Annotated in this window: 2 protein-coding genes; one reads left to right on the top strand and one right to left on the bottom strand. The window is 66.6% G+C overall.

What is annotated here, in order from left to right; translation table 11 throughout:
- Nucleotides 1-764: precorrin-6y C5,15-methyltransferase (decarboxylating) subunit CbiE (cbiE, locus tag EOA75_RS32720; RefSeq protein ID WP_127326128.1), on the bottom strand; the 764-nt coding region annotated here is incomplete at its 3' end.
- A 1-nt stretch (nucleotide 765) separates the two neighbouring features.
- On the opposite strand from cbiE, the gene EOA75_RS32715 reads away from it, so the two are divergent.
- On the top strand, nucleotides 766-1,528 hold a 763-nt coding region (locus EOA75_RS32715), incomplete at its 3' end, for a cobalt-precorrin-6A reductase (RefSeq protein ID WP_127326127.1).

Raw genomic sequence — 1,528 nt, 5'->3', positions numbered from 1 at the left:
GACAGCGTCATGGCGCGGATCTCGCGCTTGGTGATCTGGCCGTCATGCTCGAACAGATGATCGGCAAGGCCGACGGTCAAAGGCAGGATGCGCGCATCCGGAGTCGATTCTATTTCGAGCGCCAGCACGTTGAGCGGATTGATGTTTTTGAGATCGAAGGCGTCGGCGCGGGCAGCGTGGCGCGTTTCGCCCTGGCCGCCAAGCGCTTCGAGAACCGTCAACCGCGACGGACCGAAGCCGAGTTCGTCGAGCAGCGCGGCGATGGCGACCGGCGCGTCGCTGTCGGATGTGAGCGCAAGGATACGTGCGCCGGGGTGGAGCAGGGGGCGGAGGAGGTCGATCGAGTGGCCATGCAACGAGATGGTTTCGACATCCTGCAGCGCCCAACCGAGACGGGAGGCGGCTAGCGACAGCGATGACGGCGCCGGCAGGACGAGCATCTCATCCGGTTTCACTTTGCGCGCGAGCGTGACGCCGACGCCGTGGAAGAACGGGTCGCCGGAAGCCACCACGCAGACGCTTCTGCCTTCGAGCGCCAGCACATCATGCATCTCGGCATCGAACGGCGTCGGCCACGGTCGCGCCTTGCCCTTGGCCAAGTCTGAGACGAGCGCGAGGTGCCGCTTGCCGCCAAAGATGACTTCGGCCTCGGCGATCCTGCGCTTGGCCTCGTCGCCCAGACCCGCTACACCGTCCTCGCCGATGCCGACGATGGTCAGCCATCTTGCGACCGGCTTGGCAGCGCGCGAACCCTCAGCAGGCATGATGACCCACCGTATTCTGATTCTCGGCGGAACCACGGAGGCCCGGCAGCTGGCGGGCAAGCTGGCTCGCCGGAAGGATTTCTCGATCACGCTGTCGCTCGCCGGCCGCACCGAAAGCCCCATGGCGCAAGGCGTCCCCATGCGTAGCGGCGGCTTTGGCGGCATGGAGGGATTGGCCGCCTACCTCCATCGGGAACAGGTCGATCTGGTGGTCGACGCCACGCATCCTTACGCGGCCCGTATGTCGGCCAATGCCGCTGAGGCGGCCAGGCAAACCCGCGTGCCGATGGTTGCGCTGCGGCGTGCCGGCTGGGAGCCTGTCGCGGGTGATCGCTGGACTTTCGTGGAGAGCGTCGCTGAAGCGGCCAAGGCGCTTGGCACGGCGCCGCGACGAGTCTTGCTGGCGATCGGCCGGCAGGAAGCCGGCGCGTTCGAGGCCGCTCCGCAGCATCGCTATCTCATTCGCAGCGTCGACCCGATCGAGCCAAAGCTGGCTGTGCCTGACGCAGTTTACCTTCTGGCGCGCGGGCCGTTCCCCGAAGCGGACGAGCGCGCGCTGCTTGAAAAATACGCCATCGATACCGTCGTTTCGAAGAACAGCGGCGGCGAGGCGACCTACGGCAAGATCGCCGCGGCGCGCGCGCTCGGCATCGAGGTGATCATGGTGCGCAGGCCGCCGCTGCCTGACGTTGCGTCGGCCGAGACCGTCGATCAGCTGGCTGCGATGGTCGATCATTTTCTCGACCCAGTTGCCGAACGCGGCG

This window comes from Mesorhizobium sp. M1A.F.Ca.IN.022.07.1.1 (assembly GCF_003997575.1).
In the GTDB taxonomy this organism is placed as follows: Bacteria; Pseudomonadota; Alphaproteobacteria; order Rhizobiales; family Rhizobiaceae; genus Mesorhizobium.
This window is presented reverse-complemented; position numbering and strand designations above follow the sequence as displayed.